The organism is Streptomyces sp. NRRL S-495, from assembly GCF_000966955.1.
GTDB lineage: Bacteria > Actinomycetota > Actinomycetes > Streptomycetales > Streptomycetaceae > Kitasatospora > Kitasatospora purpeofusca.
The window spans coordinates 1-947 of record NZ_JZWY01000306.1 but is presented as its reverse complement, the minus strand read 5'-3'; the positions used below and the strand labels follow the sequence as shown (position 1 = coordinate 947).

Sequence of the window (947 nt, the reverse complement as noted above, 5' to 3'; positions counted from 1 at the left end):
CCCGAACGGCGGACGCCCGCCTGGCGGAGCCCCGGGAGCCGTGCGACAACTGCTGCTATGACCTGGTCCAACCTGACGATCCTGTTCGGCAGCCTCGCCGTCGTCGCCCTGGGCCTCCGTCTGCTCCCCCGCCACCCCCTCCACAAGGCGCGGCCGCCCAGCAACGAGGTGGCCGCCGCGATCTTCGCCATGGTCGGGGTGCTCTACGCGGTCCTGCTGGCCTTCGTGGTGATCGTGGTCTGGGAGGCCGCCGACGAGGCCCGCACCACCACCTTCCGCGAGGCCGACCACCTGGCGGGCCTGTACTGGAACGCCCGCCAGTTCCCCAGCGCCGAGGGCGCCGAACTGACCGCCCTGACACTGCGGTACGCGCACAGCGTCATCGACGAGGAGTGGCCGATGATGAGGGACGGTCACGCGAGCGCCCTCCGGACCACCGAACTGGTCTACCGGATCCGCGACACCACCAACGCCCTCGCACCGGTGGGCCCGGGCCAGCAGGTCCAGTTCGAACACGCCGTCGCCCACGTCGAGGGGCTGGCCACCGAGCGGCGGGCCAGGCTCAACCGGATCGAGGACGCCGTCCCGCCGCTGCTCTGGGCTCCGCTGGTCCTCGGTGCGGTGCTGTCGATCTCCTTCACCTTCCTGTTCAGCGTCGCGAGCGTGCGGCTGCACACCACGATGACGCTGATCATGACCGCGATGATCTGTGTGGCCCTCATCGTGGTGAAGGAGCTGAACTACCCGTTCGACGGGCTGAGCGCCGTGTACCCCGATGCCTTCGAGATCTTCCTCGCCCGCCTGCCGGCCACCCACTGACGGCAGCCATCCGCTGACGACGGCCGGCCATCGACCGCGGCTGTTCACCGACCGCGGCCGCCGCCACGGTGGGTGACCGTCCTGTCGCGATTCGGCGGATCAGCCCGATTGCGTGTAATGTCTTCCAG

General features: G+C 69.9%; 1 protein-coding gene. It reads left to right on the top strand.

Annotated elements, in window-relative coordinates:
• Positions 1-57 precede the first annotated feature (57 nt).
• Positions 58-819 (top strand): DUF4239 domain-containing protein, encoded by a 762-nt coding sequence (locus tag VR45_RS17170; RefSeq protein ID WP_045940646.1) that lies wholly within the window; start codon positions 58-60, stop codon positions 817-819.
• Positions 820-947: the final 128 nt, after the last annotated feature.